Source organism: Polaromonas sp. SP1 (assembly GCF_003711205.1).
In the GTDB taxonomy this organism is placed as follows: domain Bacteria; phylum Pseudomonadota; class Gammaproteobacteria; order Burkholderiales; family Burkholderiaceae_C; genus Polaromonas.
In genome coordinates this window covers 919,548-937,429 of record NZ_CP031013.1, presented here as the reverse complement: position 1 = coordinate 937,429, position 17,882 = coordinate 919,548, and the positions used below count along the sequence as shown (strand labels likewise).

17 protein-coding genes are annotated in these 17,882 nt (G+C 63.4%); 8 read left to right on the top strand and 9 right to left on the bottom strand.

What is annotated here, in order from left to right:
- Positions 1 to 105: 105 nt before the first annotated feature.
- From DT070_RS04410 to DT070_RS04375, 8 genes are all read right to left on the bottom strand, one after another.
- Positions 106 to 1,098, bottom strand: a complete 993-nt coding sequence (locus DT070_RS04410; protein ID WP_122954322.1) for a tripartite tricarboxylate transporter substrate-binding protein — start codon at positions 1,096 to 1,098, stop codon at positions 106 to 108.
- Between the two features lie 120 nt (positions 1,099 to 1,218).
- Positions 1,219 to 2,478, bottom strand: coding sequence for a phenylacetate--CoA ligase family protein (locus DT070_RS04405; RefSeq protein WP_122954321.1), 1,260 nt, complete (start codon positions 2,476 to 2,478; stop codon positions 1,219 to 1,221).
- 21 nt (positions 2,479 to 2,499) lie between these two features.
- Positions 2,500 to 3,309: an ABC transporter ATP-binding protein gene (locus DT070_RS04400; RefSeq protein ID WP_122954320.1), complete on the bottom strand. Its 810-nt coding sequence runs from the start codon at positions 3,307 to 3,309 to the stop codon at positions 2,500 to 2,502.
- A gap of 189 nt (positions 3,310 to 3,498) precedes the next feature.
- Positions 3,499 to 4,830 (bottom strand): ABC transporter substrate-binding protein, encoded by a 1,332-nt coding sequence (locus DT070_RS04395; protein ID WP_122954319.1) that lies wholly within the window; start codon positions 4,828 to 4,830, stop codon positions 3,499 to 3,501.
- A 132-nt stretch (positions 4,831 to 4,962) separates the two neighbouring features.
- Positions 4,963 to 6,039 carry a branched-chain amino acid ABC transporter permease gene (locus DT070_RS04390; protein ID WP_122954318.1) on the bottom strand — a complete coding sequence of 359 codons (1,077 nt, stop codon included), beginning with the start codon at positions 6,037 to 6,039 and terminating at the stop codon, positions 4,963 to 4,965.
- Between the two features lie 17 nt (positions 6,040 to 6,056).
- The gene (locus DT070_RS04385; RefSeq protein WP_122954317.1) at positions 6,057 to 6,986 is read right to left on the bottom strand and encodes a branched-chain amino acid ABC transporter permease; all 930 of its coding nucleotides are present in this window, start codon (positions 6,984 to 6,986) and stop codon (positions 6,057 to 6,059) included.
- Positions 6,987 to 7,002: 16 nt separating this feature from the next.
- Positions 7,003 to 7,785, bottom strand: a complete 783-nt coding sequence (locus DT070_RS04380; protein ID WP_007872991.1) for an ABC transporter ATP-binding protein — start codon at positions 7,783 to 7,785, stop codon at positions 7,003 to 7,005.
- Entirely contained in the window at positions 7,782 to 9,728 is a 1,947-nt protein-coding gene (locus DT070_RS04375) for an AMP-binding protein (protein WP_122954316.1), read from the bottom strand. The genes DT070_RS04380 and DT070_RS04375 overlap by 4 nt, the downstream gene beginning before the upstream one ends.
- A 203-nt stretch (positions 9,729 to 9,931) precedes the next feature.
- On the opposite strand from DT070_RS04375, the gene DT070_RS04370 reads away from it, so the two are divergent.
- On the top strand, positions 9,932 to 10,678 hold the full coding sequence (locus tag DT070_RS04370; RefSeq protein WP_194965982.1) for a Crp/Fnr family transcriptional regulator: 747 nt from the start codon (positions 9,932 to 9,934) through the stop codon (positions 10,676 to 10,678).
- Between the two features lie 29 nt (positions 10,679 to 10,707).
- Here DT070_RS04370 and DT070_RS04365 read toward each other — a convergent pair whose 3' ends face one another.
- Complete coding sequence (locus DT070_RS04365) at positions 10,708 to 11,622, bottom strand: LysR family transcriptional regulator (RefSeq protein WP_122954314.1); 915 nt, start codon at positions 11,620 to 11,622, stop codon at positions 10,708 to 10,710.
- An 88-nt stretch (positions 11,623 to 11,710) separates the two neighbouring features.
- Here DT070_RS04365 and DT070_RS04360 point away from each other — a divergent pair, with 88 nt between their 5' ends.
- The 7 genes from DT070_RS04360 (at position 11,711) to DT070_RS04330 (ending at position 17,858) form a co-directional block, all read left to right on the top strand.
- On the top strand, positions 11,711 to 12,529 hold the full coding sequence (locus DT070_RS04360; protein WP_228778577.1) for a sulfite exporter TauE/SafE family protein: 819 nt from the start codon (positions 11,711 to 11,713) through the stop codon (positions 12,527 to 12,529).
- A gap of 224 nt (positions 12,530 to 12,753) precedes the next feature.
- Positions 12,754 to 12,852: a potassium-transporting ATPase subunit F gene (locus tag DT070_RS04355; RefSeq protein WP_092130197.1), complete on the top strand. Its 99-nt coding sequence runs from the start codon at positions 12,754 to 12,756 to the stop codon at positions 12,850 to 12,852.
- Positions 12,852 to 14,651, top strand: a complete 1,800-nt coding sequence (gene kdpA / locus DT070_RS04350) for a potassium-transporting ATPase subunit KdpA (RefSeq protein ID WP_122954312.1) — start codon at positions 12,852 to 12,854, stop codon at positions 14,649 to 14,651. Before DT070_RS04355 ends, kdpA begins: the two co-directional genes overlap by 1 nt.
- A 25-nt stretch (positions 14,652 to 14,676) precedes the next feature.
- The gene (kdpB, locus tag DT070_RS04345) at positions 14,677 to 16,752 is read left to right on the top strand and encodes a potassium-transporting ATPase subunit KdpB (protein WP_122954311.1); all 2,076 of its coding nucleotides are present in this window, start codon (positions 14,677 to 14,679) and stop codon (positions 16,750 to 16,752) included.
- 23 nt (positions 16,753 to 16,775) lie between these two features.
- The gene (gene kdpC / locus DT070_RS04340) at positions 16,776 to 17,348 is read left to right on the top strand and encodes a potassium-transporting ATPase subunit KdpC (RefSeq protein ID WP_122954310.1); all 573 of its coding nucleotides are present in this window, start codon (positions 16,776 to 16,778) and stop codon (positions 17,346 to 17,348) included.
- A gap of 44 nt (positions 17,349 to 17,392) precedes the next feature.
- Positions 17,393 to 17,692: a hypothetical protein gene (locus tag DT070_RS04335; RefSeq protein WP_228778578.1), complete on the top strand. Its 300-nt coding sequence runs from the start codon at positions 17,393 to 17,395 to the stop codon at positions 17,690 to 17,692.
- Entirely contained in the window at positions 17,682 to 17,858 is a 177-nt protein-coding gene (locus tag DT070_RS04330; RefSeq protein ID WP_153976288.1) for a hypothetical protein, read from the top strand. The genes DT070_RS04335 and DT070_RS04330 overlap by 11 nt, the downstream gene beginning before the upstream one ends.
- Positions 17,859 to 17,882 lie beyond the last annotated feature (24 nt).

Genomic DNA, 17,882 nt, shown 5'->3' with positions numbered 1-17,882 from the left:
GTGCCCCGCAGGGGGCTTCAAGAGGGTTAAACCTAGCGGGCCAGGCCATGAAAAAAGCCGCCCGGCAATTGCAGGGCGGCTTTGGTGAGAAGTGTCAGAGGTCGTTCAGTCGGCAAACTTGCCGGCAGCTTCAATCACCGGCTTGAGCTTGTTGATTTCGGCGACGACAAAAGCCTTGTGGGCGGCCGGCTCGACGCGCTTGTCGGTTACCACCACGGCGCCCAGGCCCTCTTGCTTCTTGATGAATTCAGGATCTTTCAGCGCCACTTTCAGGGCGTTGTTGATCTGGGTCATCACGGCGGGTGGCGTGCCCTTGGGTGCGTACAGGCCGTGCCAGATCGTCAGGTCAAAGCCCTTGAGGCCCATTTCCTGCAGGGTCGGGTAGTCCTTGAGCAGCTTGTTGCTCGACAGGGGCTTGGCGGTGGTCACGGCAAATGCCTTGACGCGGCCGGCCTCGATCTGGCCCGTGGTGTTGGTGGTCTGGTCGCACATCATGTCGACCTGGCCGCCCACCAGCGCATTCATCGCCGGCGCCGTGCCGCCGAATGGGATCGTGGTCATCGCGTCTTTGGCGTTGATGGCCGCTTGCCACATCAGGCCGCACAGGTGCGATGCGGAACCGAGGCCCGCGTGGGCGATGTTCAGCTTGCCCGAATTGGCGCGGATGTAGTTTTCGAAGTCGCGGTAGTTGTTGGCCGGCAGCTGCGGTTTGCCGATGATGGTCATGGGCACTTCGTTGATCATGCCCAGGTACTCGAAATCATCGGGCATCTTGTAAGGCAGCTTGCGGTACAGCGCCGGTGCGGCCGCCATGCCGATGTGGTGCAGCAGCAGGGTATGGCCGTCCGGTGCGGCGCGTGCCACCTTGGCCGCGCCGATGGTGCCGCCGGCGCCGTTGACGTTTTCAACCACGAAGTTGGCGCCGCCGCCCATGGACTTGCGCATGGCTTCGGCCAGGTCGCGCGCGACGCGGTCGGTCGGGCCGCCAGCCGCGAAAGGAACCACAAACGTGATCGGCTTGGAGCCGGGGAAGGCGGGGGCTTGGGCGTGGGCGGCAAAGGCCGTCGCGACAGCGGCGAGGACTAACAGGCGTTTCATGAGCGTCTCCTTGTAATGAACGCGCCAAGTTTACGGTTCCATTCGCCGTAGAACATCGCGGGAACTACGTAAGGGCATTCCCGTCATCCGCGCCGTTGTGGTGCGGCCGTGTGTCGCCTGTTACTTGTAGCTGCGGGCGTCCTCAATAACCTTCCCGTCATTGGGGAGACTTCCGGGCGCCATCAGCTGCACGGTGCCGCGCAGTTTGGTCACGTCGCGTATCACCTCGCTGATGCGCTGGTCCAGCCCGCTGGGGGCCGACGCGGTCTCGACCTGGAAGTGCATGCTGTCGTTGGCCATCTCGCCGCTGACCACCAGCCGGGCCTTGAGCACTTCGGGAAAGCGCCGGGCAATGTCGGCGACCTGGCCTGGGTGCACAAACATGCCGCGCACCTTCACGGTCTGGTCGGCCCGGCCCATCCAGCCCTTGATGCGCGAATTGGTGCGCCCCGTCGGGCAGGCGCCCGGCAGCACGGCAGAAAGATCGCCCGTGCCGAAGCGGATCAGCGGGTAGTCAGGGTTCAGCGTGGTGACCACCAGTTCGCCCACTTCGCCCTCGGCCACCGGGTCGCCGGTGCCGGGCCGCACGATTTCCACGATCACGCCTTCGTCCAGCACCAGCCCCTCGCGGGCTTCGGTTTCATAGGCGATCAGCCCGAGGTCGGCCGACGCATAACACTGGTAGCCGGCAATGCCGCGCTCACCCAGCCAGTCACGCAGGCTGGGCGGGAAGGCCTCACCCGACACCAGCGCCCGGGTGACGGTGGGCAGCGCCACCTTCATTTCAGCGGCTTTTTCCACAATGATTTTCAAAAAGCTCGGTGTGCCGATGTAGCCGGCCGGCTTGAGCTCGGCCATGGCCTGCACCTGCTGCTCGGTCTGCCCGGTGCCGCCCGGAAACACCGTGCAGCCCAGCGCGTGGGCGCCGGTTTCCATCATGGCGCCGGCCGGCACGAAGTGGTAGCTGAAGCTGTTGTGGATCAGCTGCCCCGGGCGAAAGCCCGCGGCAAACATGGCCCTGGCCATGCGCCAGTAATCCTTGCGTGTGCCGCCCGGCTCATAAATGGTGCCGGGGCTGGCAAACACATGGGGCATGTGCGCGCCGTAACGCAAGGCGCTGAAACCGCCAAACGCATCGCCGCTGCCGCCGGGGGCGCGCTCGGCCTGCTGGCGCTCCAGCAGTTCGTACTTGCGGGTCACGGGCAACTGCGCCAGTGCGGCACGCGACGTGACGGCCTGGGCATCGATGCCCTTGAGGATGGCGGTGAACGCGGGCGCCCGCGTCTTGGCATGGGCGATCTGCTGCGGCAGGGCGGTCAGCAGGGCCGCTTCGCGTTCGGCGGGGGAGCGGGTTTCAAAAGGGTCAAAAAATGCACTCATGGGGCGTGTTCCTCGCTGCGCTCAGGCTAGCCACCGCTTGCGGCGCTTGTAGCTTTTCACGTCTTTAAAGCTCTTGCGTTCGCCGCCGCCCACGCCAAGGTAGAACTCTTTCACGTCTTCGTTGTTGGCCAGGTCGCTCGCCGCACCGTCCATCACCACGCGGCCGCTTTCCATGATGTAGCCGTAGTCGGCGTACTTCAGCGCCATGTTGGTGTTCTGCTCGGCGAGCAGGAAGGTGACCTGCTCCTTCTGGTTCAGGTCTTTCACGATGTTGAAGACCTCCTCGACGATCTGCGGCGCCAGGCCCATCGAGGGCTCGTCCAGCAGCACCATCGAGGGGCTGGCCATGAGCGCGCGGCCGATGGCGCACATCTGCTGCTCGCCGCCCGAGGTGTAGGCTGCCTGCGAGGTGCGGCGGGTTTTCAGGCGCGGAAAGTAGTTGTAGACCTTCTCCAGGTTGGCCGCCACTTCAGCCTTGCTGGTGCGGGTGTAGGCACCCGTCAGCAGGTTTTCCTCGATGGTCAGGTGGGCAAAACAGTGCCGCCCTTCCATCACCTGCACCACACCGCGCTGCACCAGGTCGGCCGGCGAGAGGTTTTCGATGCGCTCGCCGCGCAGCTCGATGGAGCCTTTGGTGACCTCGCCGCGCTCGCCCCGTAGCAGATTGGAGATGGCGCGCAGCGTGGTCGTCTTGCCCGCGCCGTTGCCGCCCAGGATGGCCACGATGCGGCCCTGCGGGACTTGCAACGAGACGCCCTTGAGCACCAGGATCACGTGGTTGTAGATGACCTCGATGCCGTTGACATTGAGAACGATGTTGGGTGTGTCCATATTTTTTCCTGACCAATCTTGAGGGCTGCTGCCAGGGCAATCAGCTCTCAAGGCTGGCGGCTCGCGAGAGCCACATCCCCCCGTCTGACCAGGGGGTTTCAAGGCAAGGACACCGCGGAACCGGCTTTGCCGGGCCGCCAGTGTCGCCCCTTGAGGGGGAGGCGGCGCATAGCGCCGCCACGGGGGAGCCTAACTCTGGCAATCGGCCGCAGTGCGGCGCGTCATCTTCTTGTCGGCCAGGTACTTGTCGGCACCGGCCTTGATCATCGGTTTGAGGATCTGCTCGTCGGCCTGGATGAAGTCGGAGCTGAACTCCCACTTGCTGCCGTTCCAGGTCTGCACGCGGGCGGCGGTCGAGCCCATGTGGTCGGAGCACGAGGTGCTCAGCGGCCGCATCACGCCGCCAAAGCCCAGCGCGTCCAGGCGCTTCTGGTCCAGTGCGAGGTTTTCCATGCCCCAGCGAACCTGCTCGCCGGTCATGACCTTGCCCTTGCCGAAACGCTCCTGGGCGCGGCGCACCGCTTCAATGCTCAGCATCTGGATGATCACGCCGCGCGTGTACAGCACCTGGCCGACTTCATCCTTGGGGCCCGTGCCCTGGCCTTTGTCGTGCACGTACTTCAGGATGTCCTGGATGACCTTGGGCTGCGTGCCCGAGGTGTTGAGCGCCAATGCGTTGTAGCCCTTGGCGCCTTCGCCGACGTCTTTCACGTCAGGCTCTGCGCCGGCCCACCACACGCCGTACATCTTGTCGCGCGGATAGCCGGTGGCCTGCGCTTCCTTGAGGGCCGTGGAGTTCATCACGCCCCAGCCCCACAGCAGCACGAAGTCCGGGCGGGTCTGGCGCACCTGCAGCCAGGCCGATTTCTGCTCGACGCCGGGCGCCGTCACGGGGATCAGTTGCAAGTCAAAGCCGTGCATGCGGGCGCGTTCCTGCAGCAGCGGAATCGGCTCCTTGCCGAATGGTGAGTCGTGGTAGACCAGCGCGATCTTCTTGCCCTTGAGCTTGTCCAGGCCGCCTTCTTTCTTGCCGATGTGCTGGATCAGGATGTCGGCGCCCGTCCAGTAGCTGCCCATCAGCGGGAAGTTCCACTTGAAGGCCTGGCCGTCCTGCGCCACCGAGAGGCCGTAGCCCAGCGTGATCAGCGGCACCTTGTCGGTGGGGACTTTCTCGGTCAGCGCAAACGTGATGCCGGTGGCCTGCGGGTCAAACACCGCCACGCCGGGACGGCTCTTCAGGCGCTCATAGCATTCCACGCCGCGGTCGGTGGCGTAGCCGGTTTCGCACTCTTCATACGTCAGCTTCACCCCGTTGATGCCGCCGTCGCGGGCGTTGACCATCTTGAGGTAGTCCTGCTTGCCGTTGGCCCATGGCACGCCGTTGGGCGCGTAGGGGCCGGTGCGGTAAGACAGCAGCGGAAAGAACTGCTCTTTCGCCTGCGCATAAGCGCTGGTCGTCACGAGGGACGAAGCGCCGGCGGCAATGGCTGCCACCGCCAGAATCAAACTGCGAATCTTCATTGTTGTCTCCTGAAAATTAAAAGCAAAGCACCCTGAAAAAACACATCCACATACTCAAAAAGAAGCGGATACCTGAGTAAACGGACAAAGCCCTTAAAACGCATTGGTAGTTGCGAGCAGTCCCCGGACCGGTCAATGGGGAAACGGCCAGAGGCGCAGTTTCTGCTTGCCGATCGACCACAACTTGGCCAGACCATGCGGCTCCACAATCAGGAACCAGACAATCAGGCCGCCAAAAATCATGAGCTCCGCGTGCGAAACGCCGGCCGTGCCCATCTCGTAACCAAAAAGCCGTGTGATGGCCGGTAGCGCCTGGCTCAGCACGATGGGCAGGATGGTGATGAAGGCCGCGCCCAGAAAGCCGCCCAGGATGGAACCCAGGCCGCCGATGATCACCATGAAGAGCAGGCGGAAGGAAAACTCCACCGAGAACGCCGCCGGCTCCCACGAGCCCAGGTGCACAAAAGCCCAGAGCGCACCGGCCATGCCGATGATGAAGGAGCTGACCGCGAAGGCGCTGAGCTTGGCGTACATCGGGCGAATGCCGATCACTGCGGCGGCCACATCCATGTCGCGGATGGCCATCCATTCACGGCCGATGGCGCCGCGCACCAGGTTCTTGGCCAGCAGCGCGATCACCACCAGCAGCGACAGGCAGAGGAGGTACTTCGACACCGCGCTGTCAATCGGCAGGCCAAACACCTGCAGGTTGCTGACCGAGATAGAGCCCGAAGGCGAGTCGTTGGTGAACCACTTGATGCGCAGGAACATCCAGTCGCTGAAGAACTGCGCAGCCAGCGTGGCGACGGCCAGGTACAGGCCCTTCACACGCAGGCTGGGCAAGCCGAACAGGATGCCGAACGCCGTTGCGCACAGCCCGCCCAGGATCAGCGCCGGGATCAGCGGCATGCCGGGAATGCGCACAAAGAAGTTGTAGGCACCGTAAGCACCCACGGCCATGAAGGCGCCCGAGCCCAGCGAAATCTGGCCGCAGTAGCCGACCAGGATGTTCACGCCAAGCGCAGCCAGTGAAATGATCAGGAAAGGAATCAGGATGGCGCGAAACAGGTAGTCGCTGGCCAGCAGGGGCACGACGGCAAACGCGAACAGCAGGAAGAGGCCGATGAAGACGCGGTCCTGCAGGATGGGGAAGATCTGCTGATCCGCCCGGTAGGTGGTTTTGAACTGGCCGTTTTCTCTGTAAAGCATGTTGTGTTCTTTTTCTTTCAGACGCGGTCAATAATTTTTTCGCCAAACAGCCCTTGTGGCCTGAACAACAGGAAGCCCAAGGCTAAAACGTAGGCAAACCAAATTTCGATACCACCACCGACAAAAGGCCCGAGATAAACCTCGGACAACTTTTCACCGACGCCAATAATCAGCCCGCCAATAATCGCGCCGGGCACCGAAGTCAGTCCACCCAGGATCACGACAGGCAGCGCGCGCAGCGCCACAGTGGCAAGCGAAAATTGCACACCCAGCTTGCTGCCCCAGATCATCCCGGCCACCAGTGCAACCACACCGGCCACACACCAGACGATGACCCAGATGCGGTTGAGCGGAATGCCGATGGACTGCGCGGCCTGGTGGTCGTCGGCCACGGCGCGCAGTGCACGGCCGGTCGCCGTCTTCTGGAAGAACACGCTGAGCGCAGCCACCAGCACCGCGGCGATCAGCGCGGCGTAAAGGTCTTCCTTGTTGATCAGCACGCCGCCCTGGAAGGCGGACTCCAGCACAAAGATGGGCTCCTTGGGCATGCCGATGTCGATCTTGTAGATGCTGCTGCCGAACAGCGTCTGGCCCAGGCCTTCAAGGAAATAGGCAATGCCCAGCGTGGCCATCAGCAGGGTCGCGCCCTCCTGGTTGACCAGGTGGCGCAACACCAGAAATTCAATCACCCAGGCCACCACAAACATGATGGCGCCGGCAATCACAAAGGCCGCGACGTTGGCCAGCAGCAGGCTGTTGATGCCCGTCCACTGCGGAATCCACTCCGAAAAGCGCGCCATCGCCAGCGCTGCAAACAGCACCATCGCACCCTGCGCAAAGTTGAAGACGCCTGAGGCCTTGAAGATCAGCACAAAGCCCAGCGCCACCAGCGAATACAGCATGCCGGCCATCAGGCCGCCCAGCAAAGTTTCGAGAAAGAATGCCATCTGTTGAGTCCTGCCGCTAGTGACTTGTTCCGAGATATGCCCGGATCACGTCTTCGTTATTGCGTACTTCGTCGGGGCTGCCGTCGCCGATCTTCTTGCCGTAGTCGAGCACCACGACGCGGTCGGAGATGTCCATCACCACGCCCATGTCGTGCTCGATCAGCACCACGGTCGTGCCGAACTCATCGTTCACGTCCAGCACAAAGCGGCACATGTCCTGTTTTTCTTCCACGTTCATGCCAGCCATGGGCTCGTCCAGCAACAAAACCTGCGGCTCCATCGCAAGCGCGCGGCCCAGGTCGACGCGCTTTTGCAGGCCGTAGGGCAGCTGGCCCACCGGCGTCTTGCGGTAGGCCTGGATTTCGAGGAAGTCGATGATTTTTTCCACCGCCTCGCGGTGCATGATTTCTTCTTTTTCGGCCGGGCCTATGCGCAGCGCCTGCAGCAGCAGGTTGCTTTTGATCTTGAGGTTGCGGCCCGACATGATGTTGTCGAGCACGCTCATGCCCTTGAACAGCGCCAGGTTCTGGAAGGTGCGGGCCACGCCCATCACCGCCACCTGGTGGCTGTTCATGTGCTTGAAGGTCTGGCCGCGGAAAGTGATGGAGCCCTGCTGCGGCGCATAGACGCCGTTGATGCAGTTGAGCATGGAGCTTTTGCCTGCACCGTTGGGGCCGATGATGGCGCGGATCTCGTGCTCCTTCACATTGAAGGAGATATCCGACAACGCTTTCACGCCGCCGAAGCTGAGGGAGATGTTTTTGACGTCGAGAATGACGTCGCCGATCTTCTTGCTCATGCTGCTGCCTTCACGGGGGCAAAGGTTTTGGTGTCGTCGATCTTCAAGGTGGCACTGACGCTGCCAGACCGCCCGTCTTCAAACTTCACCACCGTCTCAATGAACTGCTCGGTCTTGCCGCTGTAAAGCGCATCGACCAGCGGCAGGTATTTGTCGGCGATAAAACCGCGGCGGACCTTGTTGGTGCGCGTGAGCTCGCCGTCGTCGGCGTCCAGCTCTTTGTGCAGCACCAGGAAGCGGCTGATCTGCGAGCCCGCCAGCAGGGTGTCCACGCTCAGGTCGGCGTTGACCTTCTCGACGCACTCCTTGATGAGCTGGTAGACCTCGGGCTTTTGCGCCAGGTCGGTGTAACCGGCGTAAGGCAGGTTGCGGCGTTCGGCCCAGTTGCCCACGGCATCGAAGTCGATGTTGATCATCACGCAGACTTTTTCACGGCCGTCGCCGTAGGCCACGACTTCCTTGATGTGCGGGAAGAACTTGAGTTTGTTCTCCACATACTTGGGCGCAAACATGGCGCCGTCGTTGGCGCCGCCCTTGATGCGGCCCACGTCTTTGACGCGGTCGATGATCTTGAGGTGGCCGCTGGCGTCGATAAAACCCGCGTCGCTGGTGTGGTACCAGCCGTCGGCGCTCAGCACCTCGGCCGTCGCCGTGGGGTTTTTATAGTATTCCTTGAGCAGGCCGGCCGACTTGACGAGGATCTCGCCGTTCTCGGCCACCTTGATCTGCACGCCTGCGATGGGAACGCCCACGGTGTCCGCGCGCGCTTCGTTGTCCGGCTGCAGGCAGACAAACACGGCAGTCTCTGTCGAGCCGTAGAGTTGCTTCAGGTTGATGCCGATGGAGCGGTAGAAGGTGAACAGGTCGGGGCCAATCGCCTCGCCGGCGGTGTAGGCCACCCGCACGCGCGAAAACCCCAGCGTGTTGCGCAGCGGGCCGTAGACCATGACGCTGCCCAGCGCATACAGCAGGCGATCAAGCGCGCCCACCGGCTTGCCGTCCATCAGCGCGGGGCCGGCGCGCTTGGCCACACCCATGAAGTAATTGAACATGCTGCGCTTGATGCGGCCGGCGTCTTCCATGCGGATCATCACCGTGGTCAGCAGGCTTTCAAAAATGCGCGGAGGCGCAAAGTAATAGGTCGGGCCCACTTCCTTCAGGTCGATCGTCACCGTGCTGGCGCTCTCGGGGCAATTGACCACATAGCCGCAGGCCAGCCACTGGGCGTAGCTGAAGATGTTCTGGCCGACCCAGGCGGGCGGCAGGTAGGCCAGCACTTCTTCGGCAGCGGTGAGCTTGTCGAAATCGGCGCCGGCTTTGGCGCGGTCCAGCAGGGTGTTGTGGGTGTGGACCACGCCCTTGGGGTTGCCCGTGGTGCCGGAAGTGAAAAACATCGCGGCCACATCGTCATGATGGGCTTTTTCGACTTCCGCCTTGAAGAAGCCGGGCTGCTGCGCGGCGAAGGCCTCGCCTTTTTCCAGCAACGAATCCAGCGACTGCAGGCCGGTCTCGGCATAGTTGCGCAGGCCGCGCGGGTCGTCGTAAATGATCTGGTCCAGCTGCGGGCACTGGCTGCGGATTTCCAGCAGCTTGTCGACCTGCTCCTGGTCTTCCACCAGCGCAAAGCGCACGTCGGCGTTGGTGATGGGGAAGACGCACTCGGCGCCCACGGCGTCCTGGTACAGCGGAATCGGAACCGCGCCCAGCGACTGGGCCGCCAGCATGGTGGCGTAAAGGCGCGGGCGGTTGGCGCCGATGATGACCACGTGTTCGCCGCGCTGCAGGCCGGCTGCATGCAGGCCGCAGGCGATGCGCTCGACCAGTTGGGCCATGCCGGCCCAGCTGTGCGCCTGCCAGATGCCGTACTCCTTCTCGCGCATGGCGGCGGCGCCGGGGCGTTCGGCCGCATGTTTGAGCAGCAATCGTGGGAACGTGGTCTGCATATTCCTTGTCTCTTGGTTGTTGTGCCCTGGGTCCCGGCCGTCCGGTCGCCGCTAGCCCAAAAGTTGTCTCTTGGATGCATGGTAGACATGCATTTGACGTTGGGTTGTCGTTCCAACGACAATTCAAGGGTGATTACTCCCCCGGACTTTCCCCTAGCCCACTTCCAGGTCACCCAGGATTCCCAGGAGCTTGCATGCCAGCAATGACCGGCCAGTCGATGCAGATCCGCGCCCGCATGCCCGATGCGCAGGAGCTGGCCGGCATTCACTGGCTGGCCGAGCTGCTGCCGGCCGAGCGCGAACGCGCCGTGGCCAGCGTGCGTGTGGGCGACGCCAACATCGGCGACTATGTGTGCCGCGTCGGCAAACCGGTGACCTACTGGTTCGGCGTGGTCGAGGGCCTGCTCAAGATGAGCACCGACAGCGCCCAGGGCGCGACCATGACGTTCACCGGCCTGCCGCCGGGCGCGTGGTTCGGCGAAGGCACGGTGCTCAAGCGCGAGCCCTACCGCTACAACATCCAGGCGCTGCGCAAGACAGTCGTCGCCGGGCTGCCGGTCGAAGATTTCCACTGGCTGCTCGACCACTCCATCGGCTTTAACCGCTTTGTGATGAACCAGCTCAATGAGCGGCTGGGCCAGTTCATCGTCGCGCGCGAGATCGACCGCATGAACAACCCCGACATCCGCGTGGCGCGCAGCCTGGCCGCGCTGTTCAACCCGGTGCTCTACCCCGGTGTGGGTGAAATCCTGCGCATCACGCAGCAGGAGATGGCCTACCTGGTGGGTCTGTCACGCCAGCGTGTGAACGAGGCCCTGAGCACACTGCAGGCGCGCGGCTTTATCCGCATCGAATACGGCGGCCTGCGTGTGCTGGACCTGGGCGCCCTGCGGTCCAGCGTTTTTTCAAGCAAAAAAGAGCTCTTGCCCAATACCGGAAAGGACTTGTAGCTATTAAATTGATAGCGATTCGGGTTTGCTCATGTCGCCTGGCCCGCGCCGGTGGCGCACAGGGCGTCTACCAGCTTGAGCGCCGGCGCCGACAGGTCCGCAAACTTCCGCGCGCACACCAGCAGTTCACGGTCCGCCCACGCATCGTCGAGTTTCAGGATACGTAACCTGCCCGCTCCCGCATAGCGCTGCGCCGCAATCGCCGGCACCACGGCCACACCCACGCCGGCCTCCACCATCCGGCACACCGCCTCAAAACTGCGCAGCCGGATGCGTGTGCGCATGCGCAGGCCGAGGCGCCCGGCCTGCGCGTCCAGGTGTTGCTGCATCGCGCTGTCTTCGCCCAGCCCGACGAAATCATGGTGCAACGCGTCCGCAAACGAGATGTGCCGCGAGCGTCCGGGAATGTTTTGCCGTGACGCCACCAGCACCAGCCGGTCGCGGCGGAAGGGCTGGGTTTCCAGCTGGGAGGTATCGGTGGAATCCGCCACGATGCCCAGGTCGCCCGCCTGGCTTAGCAGCTGCAGCACGATGGCGTGGCTGGTGCGCTCTTCCAGCTCGACATCGATGGCGGGATGCGCGTTGAGGAACGCCGCCAGCGCTTCGGGAAGGTAGTCGGTGATGGCGGCGGTGTTGGACAGCAGCCGGACCTTGCCCGCCATGCCGCCGGCATAGTCGTCGATCTCGCCGTGCATGCGATCCAGCTGCTGCAGCACCAGCCGCGCATGGTGGGCAACGGCCAGGCCCGCCTTGGTCGGCTTGACGCCGGAGCGCAGCCGTTCGAGCAAGGCAACGCCCAACGCGTCTTCCATGCCGCGTATGCGCGCGCTGGCCGAGGCCAGCGCCAGATGAGAGAGCTTGCTGCCCGCCGTGATGCTGCCGGTGTCCGTGACGTGAAGAAAGAGGCGAAGGTCGACAAGGTCAAAGCGGAGGCTGGCAGTCACAAAATTCTCCCGGCCTTCGGAAATGGCGAAGGCTGCCGAAAGATATTACAGCTTGAGCCCGCAGATGCGCTTGCCCAAAATGGGCGCCATGAATGCAGCTCATATCGATTCAAACACGGCGGCTGCCCTCACGGGCCCGGGGCACGAAGTCTTCATTCTCGGAGTGGTGGTGGCAGTTTTCCTGCTGGCCGGCCTGGTCAAAGGGGTCGTCGGGCTGGGCTTGCCGACGCTTTCCATGGGTTTGCTGGCCAGCGTCATGCCGCCCGCCCACGCCGCCGTCATTTTGATCCTGCCTTCGTTCCTGACGAACGCCTGGCAGATGTGGGACGGGGCTGCCTTGGGCCGCCTGGTGAGGCGCCTCTGGCCTTTGCAATTGGGTGTGCTGGCCGGAACCTTGTGGGCGCCCGTCAGCCTTGTCACCCTCAACGCCAATGTGGCCTCGGCAGGTTTGGGCGCCGCCTTGATGGTGTATGCCGTTCTGGGGCTTGCCGCGGTTTCGCTGTCGGTGCCTCGCCGCGGTGAAAGGTTCTCGTCCGGCGCCACCGGCTTGATTACCGGCGCGATCACGGCTGCCACCGGGGTCTTTGTCTTTCCGGCTGTGCCTTACCTGCAGGCCCTGCATTTGAAGAAGGATGAGCTGGTGCAGGCGCTGGGGCTGTCGTTCACGGTGTCCACCGTCGCGCTCTTTGGCCGCCTGGCGCTCGAAGGTTCATTCTCGGCAGACGCCGTGCCCGGAGGTTGGGGCTGGCTGGCGGCTTTGCCTGCAGCGTTGCTGGGGATGGCGGCGGGCCAGATGCTGCGCGGGCGGCTGGATGAGAAAGCCTTCAAGCGTCTTTTCTTTACCGGTTTGCTGGCGATTGGCCTTTATATGGTGATCGGCAGCGCGATACGCTGGCTTGCGGGATAGGACAAAAACCAGGCGTTTTCGCCCGGTTTTTACGCTTTCTTTATACCGGCCACCCCTCTTTCATCCCCGTTTTTACACGCCGGATCCGACACTTTCTCCATCGTTATTCGTTGGAGTGAAGTGATGGATCTCGCGTTTATTCTTGGCGCCGCCGCCCTGTGGGGTGTGATGGTGCTGCTGGTCTGGGGCTTTCAGAAGCTCGAAAAGCCGGAAGGGGGCCGCTCATGATCAGCCTGGATGTTTTGTACGGCTTTGGCGGCGTCTGCGCCATCGTGCTGCTCACCTACCTCGTCTATGCGCTGATTTGCGCTGAGGAGTTTTGATGAGCAATTCGTCATGGGGCCTGTTGGCTCTCTTTCTCGGTGTCCTGCTGGTCACTGCCTGGCCGCTGGGTATCTGGCTGGCGCGCATTTACTCTGGCAGCCTTCCCGCCTGGATGCACAAGGTCGAAGCGCCGCTGTACCGCCTGGCCGGCACGTCCGCCGACACCAGCATGAAATGGTCGCAGTACGCACTGGCCTTGCTGGCCTTCAATGTGCTGGGTTTCATTGCCGTGTATGCCTTGCAGCGCCTGCAGGTCTGGCTGCCGCTCAACCCGGCCGGCATGGCCGCGGTGTCGCCCGACTCGGCCTTTAACACCGCGGTCAGTTTTGTCTCCAACACCAACTGGCAGGGTTATGCCGGTGAGTCCACCATGAGTTACCTCACGCAGATGCTGGCGCTGTCGGTGCAGAACTTTTTGTCCGCCGCCACCGGCATTGCGGTGGTGTTTGCGCTGTTCCGCGGTTTTGCCGCGCGTGCCACGGGCGCCATTGGCAACTTCTGGGTGGATGTCACACGCATCACGGCCTGGCTGCTGCTGCCGCTGTCGCTGGTGTTCGCCCTCTTCCTGGTGGGGCAGGGCGTGATCCAGAACTTTGACAGCTACAAGGAAGTCGCAACGCTCGAGACCACTTCTTATCAGGTGCCCAAAACCGGCGCCGATGGCCAGACCCTGAAAGACGACAAGGGCAACCCTGTGATGGAAGACGCCAAATCTGACAAGCAGACCCTGGCCATGGGCCCGGTCGCGTCGCAAGAGGCCATCAAGATGCTGGGCACCAATGGTGGCGGTTTTTTCAACGCCAACTCGGCCCATCCTTATGAGAACCCGACCGCGCTGAGCAACTTCTTTCAAATGCTGGCGATCTTCCTGATCCCTGCGGCGCTGTGTTTTGCCTTTGGCCGCGCCGTGGGCGACCCGCGCCAAGGCTGGGCCGTCCTGGCCGCGATGACGGTGATGTTTGTCATCGCGGTGGTGGCCATCACGCCGGCCGAACAAGCCGGCAACCCGCTGCTGCCCCCGCTGGGTGTGGACCAGGCTGCCAGCGCCTTGCAGGCCGGCGGCAATATGGAAGGCAAGGAAACCCGTTTCGGCATCAATGCCTCCAGCCTTTTCGCAGTGATCACGACGGCGGCTTCGTGCGGCGCGGTCAACGCCATGCACGACTCCTTCACACCGCTGGGCGGCATGGTGCCCATGGTGATGATGCAGCTGGGAGAGGTGGTGTTCGGCGGTGTCGGCACCGGGCTTTACGGCATGCTGATCTTTGCCATCCTGGCGGTGTTTATCGCCGGCCTGATGATTGGCCGCACGCCCGAATACCTGGGCAAGAAGATCGAGTCGCATGAGATGAAGCTGACCTCGATCGCCATCCTGGTGACGCCCATCCTGGTGCTGGCCGGCACGGCCATCGCCGTCCTGGCGGGCGCCGGCAAGGCCGGCATCGCCAACCCCGGTGCGCACGGTTTTTCTGAAATCCTTTACGCACTGACCTCGGCCGGCAACAACAACGGCAGCGCCTTTGCAGGCCTGTCGGCCAACACGCCGTTCTACAACACGCTGCTGGGCATCGCCATGTGGCTGGGCCGCTTCGGCGTCATCGTGCCGGTGCTCGCCATTGCCGGTGCACTGGCCGCCAAGAAGCGCCTGCCGGTCACGGCCGGCACCATGCCCACGCACGGCCCGCTGTTCGTGATGCTGCTGATAGGCACCGTATTGCTCGTGGGCCTGCTCAATTACGTGCCTGCCCTGGCGCTGGGCCCGGTGGTCGAGCATTTGATGCTCTGGCCAGGTCACTAAGCGCAAGGCTCAAAGAGAAATTGATATGACTACCCAAAAACCTTTTGTGTTGCTTGATCCTGCCTTGCTCAAACCCGCCATCGCGGCGTCGTTTACCAAGCTCAGCCCGCGCGTGCAGTGGCGCAACCCCGTCATGTTTGTTGTCTACATCGGCAGCATCCTGACCACCTTGCTGGGCCTGCAGGCCTTGCAGGGCCAGGGCGAAGCGCCGGCAGGCTTTATCTTTGCCGTGGCCGTCTGGCTGTGGTTCACCGTGTTGTTTGCCAACTTTGCCGAAGCGCTGGCCGAGGGGCGCAGCAAGGCGCAGGCGGCCTCGCTGCGCAGCCTGAAGAAAAGCACCTGGGCCAAGAAGCTGAAGGAGCCCAAACACGGCGCCACCTTTTTGCCGGAGCAAGCCGAGAACCTCAGAAAAGGAGACGTGGTGCTGGTCGAAGCCGGCGACATGATCCCGCTGGACGGCGAAGTCATCGAAGGCGTGGCCTCGGTCGACGAAAGCGCTATTACCGGCGAATCAGCCGCGGTGGTGCGCGAATCGGGCGGCGACTTCTCGTCCGTGACCGGCGGCACCCGCGTGCTGTCCGACTGGCTGGTCGTGCGCATCATGGTGAACCCGGGCGAGTCTTTCCTGGACCGCATGATCAGCATGGTCGAAGGCGCCAAACGCCAGAAGACGCCCAATGAAATCGCGCTGACGATTTTGCTGGTGGCGCTGACCATTGTGTTCCTGGTGGTCACCGTGACCTTGCTGCCGTTTTCGATGTTCAGCGTGGAAGCGGCAGGCGCGGGCACGGTGGTCAGCATCACTGCGCTGGTGGCCTTGCTGGTCTGCCTGATCCCGACCACGATTGGCGGCCTGCTCTCTGCCGTGGGTGTGGCCGGCATGAGCCGCATGATGCAGGCCAACGTCATCGCCACCTCGGGCCGTGCCGTGGAAGCCGCCGGTGACGTGGACGTGCTGCTGCTCGACAAGACCGGCACCATCACCCACGGCAACCGCCAGGCCTCCAGCTTTCTGCCGGCGCCCGGCGTGACCGGCGCCAAGCTGGCCACCGCTGCGATGCAGGCCTCGATGGCCGATGAAACGCCTGAAGGCCGCAGCATTGTGGTTTTGGCCCAGCGCCTTGGAGCCGGTGAGGCTTTGGTGGGTGAGAGCCATGAGGTGCCTTTCACTGCACAGACGCGCATGAGCGGCATCGACGTGCAACGCCCCGACGGCAGCACGCGCCAGCTGCGCAAGGGCGCGGTCGATGCGATCCGCAAACATGTGGAGTCGCTGGGCGGCAGCGTGCCGGCCGAGGTGCTGCGCGTGTCGGACGAGGTGTCGCGCCGCGGCAGCACGCCGCTGGCGGTGGCCGACGGCAGCGCGGTGCTGGGCATCGTAGAGCTCAAAGACATCGTCAAGGCCGGTATCAAGGAGCGTTTTGGCGAGCTGCGCCGCATGGGCATCAAGACGGTGATGATCACCGGCGACAACAAGCTCACGGCGGCCGCCATCGCCGCCGAAGCGGGTGTCGACGACTTCCTGGCCGAGGCCACGCCCGAAGACAAGCTGAAATTGATACGCCAGTACCAGGCTGAGGGCCGGCTGGTGGCGATGACGGGCGACGGCACCAACGACGCGCCGGCGCTGGCCCAGGCCGACGTGGCGGTGGCCATGAACAGCGGCACGCAGGCAGCCAAAGAGGCCGGCAACATGGTGGACCTCGACTCCAACCCGACCAAGCTGCTGGAGATTGTGGAAACCGGCAAGGCCTTGCTGATGACACGCGGCTCGCTCACCACGTTTTCGATCGCCAACGACGTGGCCAAGTACTTCGCCATCATCCCGGCGATTTTTGTGAGCACCTACCCGCAATTGGCCGCACTCAATGTGATGCGCCTGGGCAGCCCCTCTTCGGCGATTTTGTCGGCGGTGATTTTTAACGCGCTGATCATCATGTTTTTGATCCCGCTGGCGCTCAAGGGCGTGAAGTACCGCGCGGTGGGCGCTGCCACCCTGCTGCGCCGCAACCTGCTGATCTACGGCCTGGGCGGCCTGGCCGTGCCTTTTATCGGCATCAAGGCGATTGACCTTTTATTGGTCGCCATGAATTTGGCCTGAAACCCCTCCATCAAGGAAAACTCATGAAAACCATTCTCAGACCCGCACTGGTGATGTTCGCCGTGCTCACCCTGGCCACCGGCGTGGCCTACCCGCTCGTGGTGACCGGCGCTGCGCAATCCCTGTTCCCTTCTCAAGCGGCTGGCAGCCTGATCGTGCGTGACGGTAAGCCCGTCGGCTCCGAACTGATAGGCCAGAACTTCAGCGACCCCCATCACTTCTGGGGCCGCCCATCGGCCACCGGCCCCATGCCCTACAACGCCGCGGCTTCCAGCGGCGCCAACCAAGGGCCGCTCAATCCGGCGCTGGTCGATGCCGTCAAGGGCCGCATCGAAGCGCTGAAAGCGGCCGACCCGGGCAACACCGCCCAGGTGCCTGTCGACCTGGTCACGGCGTCTGCCAGCGGGCTGGATCCGCACATAAGCCCGGCTGCGGCCCGCTACCAGGTGGCCCGTGTGGCCAGGGCGCGCGGCTTGCCGGCAGAAAAAGTCCAGGCCTTGCTCGAACAGCACACCGAGCAGCCGCTGCTCGCCATCCTGGATGAACCCAGGGTGAATGTGCTCAAGCTCAATCTTGCGTTGGAGGCTCTTCGCTAAGAGATATCGCCATGGCCTATGCCGCTTACTGTGAATCGTTTGGTTTGACGCCGTCCCGTGCCGCACCGCCGCTGCGCACGCAGTGGGCGGTGATGGATGTCACCGTGCGCAGCTGTGATGCCCTGACGGTTCGCCGCGCGCTGGTGAACTGTGCGGGGGCCGGCATCGTGCGCTGCATCCCGCGGCTGGATGAGCAGCAGGTCCGGCTGGAGATCCGCCTGCCCGGGGCCATGGCCGCCGAGGTCATGCACCGCGTCATGGTGTGTGTGCCCGACGGCGTGATCGGCCCGCTGGTCTCCTGGCGGCGCCACCTTGAACGGCATGGGCTTGGCCATGGACTCTGAACTTTTGCGGGCCTTGAGTGCGCTGGCGGCCTTTGGCCTGCCGCTGGCGGTGGCCTGGTGGATCGCGGGGCGCGGCGACAAACCAGATCCGGTCGTGCCTGAAAAGGATGAGCCTGATGCACAGGAAGAACGCCCCCGGTGTTACCCTTTGCGCAGCGACCTTTGAGTCACCTCAAACACACAGCAACAA

What these genes read in the sequence shown, in the direction of transcription:
- DT070_RS04410 (WP_122954322.1), bottom strand. Translation starts at nt 1,098, where the DNA reads ATGAAACGCCTGTTAGTCCTCGCCGCTGTCGCGACGGCCTTTGCCGCC.
- DT070_RS04405 (WP_122954321.1), bottom strand. Translation starts at nt 2,478, where the DNA reads ATGAGTGCATTTTTTGACCCTTTTGAAACCCGCTCCCCCGCCGAACGC.
- DT070_RS04400 (WP_122954320.1), bottom strand. Translation starts at nt 3,309, where the DNA reads ATGGACACACCCAACATCGTTCTCAATGTCAACGGCATCGAGGTCATC.
- DT070_RS04395 (WP_122954319.1), bottom strand. Translation starts at nt 4,830, where the DNA reads ATGAAGATTCGCAGTTTGATTCTGGCGGTGGCAGCCATTGCCGCCGGC.
- DT070_RS04390 (WP_122954318.1), bottom strand. Translation starts at nt 6,039, where the DNA reads ATGCTTTACAGAGAAAACGGCCAGTTCAAAACCACCTACCGGGCGGAT.
- DT070_RS04385 (WP_122954317.1), bottom strand. Translation starts at nt 6,986, where the DNA reads ATGGCATTCTTTCTCGAAACTTTGCTGGGCGGCCTGATGGCCGGCATG.
- DT070_RS04380 (WP_007872991.1), bottom strand. Translation starts at nt 7,785, where the DNA reads ATGAGCAAGAAGATCGGCGACGTCATTCTCGACGTCAAAAACATCTCC.
- DT070_RS04375 (WP_122954316.1), bottom strand. Translation starts at nt 9,728, where the DNA reads ATGCAGACCACGTTCCCACGATTGCTGCTCAAACATGCGGCCGAACGC.
- DT070_RS04370 (WP_194965982.1), top strand. Translation starts at nt 9,932, where the DNA reads ATGACCGGCCAGTCGATGCAGATCCGCGCCCGCATGCCCGATGCGCAG.
- DT070_RS04360 (WP_228778577.1), top strand. Translation starts at nt 11,711, where the DNA reads ATGAATGCAGCTCATATCGATTCAAACACGGCGGCTGCCCTCACGGGC.
- DT070_RS04355 (WP_092130197.1), top strand. Translation starts at nt 12,754, where the DNA reads ATGATCAGCCTGGATGTTTTGTACGGCTTTGGCGGCGTCTGCGCCATC.
- kdpA (WP_122954312.1), top strand. Translation starts at nt 12,852, where the DNA reads ATGAGCAATTCGTCATGGGGCCTGTTGGCTCTCTTTCTCGGTGTCCTG.
- kdpB (WP_122954311.1), top strand. Translation starts at nt 14,677, where the DNA reads ATGACTACCCAAAAACCTTTTGTGTTGCTTGATCCTGCCTTGCTCAAA.
- kdpC (WP_122954310.1), top strand. Translation starts at nt 16,776, where the DNA reads ATGAAAACCATTCTCAGACCCGCACTGGTGATGTTCGCCGTGCTCACC.
- DT070_RS04330 (WP_153976288.1), top strand. Translation starts at nt 17,682, where the DNA reads ATGGACTCTGAACTTTTGCGGGCCTTGAGTGCGCTGGCGGCCTTTGGC.